This is a genomic window from Myroides injenensis M09-0166 (assembly GCF_000246945.1).
GTDB classification, from domain to species: domain Bacteria; phylum Bacteroidota; class Bacteroidia; order Flavobacteriales; family Flavobacteriaceae; genus Flavobacterium; species Flavobacterium injenense.
Genome location: NZ_BAEX01000160.1, coordinates 1 through 1,518 on the forward strand (window position 1 = coordinate 1; position 1,518 = coordinate 1,518).

1 protein-coding gene is annotated in these 1,518 nt (G+C 30.7%); it reads left to right on the forward strand.

Annotated features, from left to right (window positions below; translation table 11 throughout):
* The first annotated feature begins 177 nt into the window (after window positions 1–177).
* Window positions 178–1,317 carry a DegT/DnrJ/EryC1/StrS family aminotransferase gene (locus RH98_RS14945; RefSeq protein WP_010257573.1) on the forward strand — a complete coding sequence of 380 codons (1,140 nt, stop codon included), beginning with the start codon at window positions 178–180 and terminating at the stop codon, window positions 1,315–1,317.
* The last annotated feature ends 201 nt before the right edge of the window (window positions 1,318–1,518 follow it).

Here is a 1,518-nt window from a genome sequence, read left to right on the forward strand (position 1 = left end):
TAGGGATTTATATATATAATAGCCAGATCAATAAAGAGTGTTGAATTATATTATAGTAAAGTAGTTTATATAGTACTTAGCTTGGACTACTTAATTGTTTATAAACTGGATTATTTGATAGCTCCAGATAGTACTACCTTTGTCATGTAATTAATGAGGTATAAAATATCATTCAGCATGAATAAAATACAAATGGTTGACTTGTCTCGCCAGTATCTAAAAATAAAGGAAGAAATAGATTCAGAAATTAGTAAAGTAATTACTACTAGTACTTATATAAATGGTCCTATCGTAGGAGAGTTTGCTGATAATTTAAGTAATTATTTAAACGCTAAACATGTTATTCCTTGTGCAAACGGCACTGATGCTTTGCAAGTAGCATTAATGGCTTTAGATTTGAAAAAAGGAGATGAGGTAATAGTCCCATCATTCACATTTGTGGCAACAGTTGAGGTAATTGTTTTATTAGGGTTAATACCCGTGTTTGTTGATGTTGATAAAGATACATTTACAATGAATGTTGAAAGCATTAAATCAATGATTACTGATAAGACAAAAGTGATTATTCCAGTTCATTTGTATGGGCAATGTTGTAATATGAGCGAAATAATGAATATCGCTAATCAACACAATATTATTGTTATAGAAGATAATGCTCAGAGTATAGGAGGAAGTTATTTAGGATATAATGGTGATAAGAAAACTGGTACAATTGGAGCTATAAGTTGTATCTCTTTCTTTCCTTCAAAAAATCTTGGAGCGTATGGTGATGCTGGTGCGATTGTCACTAATGATGATGAATTAGCAGTACGTATGAAAAAGATTTGTAATCATGGATCAGAGAAAAGATATTATCACGATATAGTTGGGATTAATAGTCGCCTAGATTCTATTCAGGCAGCTGTATTAAATGTTAAGCTAAAATACTTAGATGATTATTGTAATAAAAGGAGAGAAATAGCTTCTTTCTATACGAACGCTTTTTCAAATGAATCTAGCATACAAACACCATTTATACCAGAATACAGCCATCACGTATTTCATCAATATACAATTGTCCTAGAAAATATTGATAGAGATTTAGTGCATCAGGAGTTAGCAAAAAAAGGTATATCGAGTATGATTTATTACCCCATAGCGTGTCATAATCAAAAGATGTTTCAACAATTTAAGGATAGAGAATATGAATTAAGTAATACAGAATATCTGACAAATAGAGTTTTATCATTACCTATTGATTCTGAATTGACCATAGAAGAATTACAATATATAACAGAATCAGTTTTAGCTATAATACAGCAATTTAAAAATAAATAGAATATAAAAGGTTCCTTGGCCGAGAGGTTAGGCTAGATTACGCAATAATCTACAGATTGGTTCGAATCCAGTAGGAACCTCAATATTTTGTATTATATAGTTAACATTATTTTAAAGTCTGATAAAGCAACAACAAGGTTCCTTGGCCGAGAGGATAGGCTAGATTACGCAATAATTTACAGATTGGTTCATACTACGTGT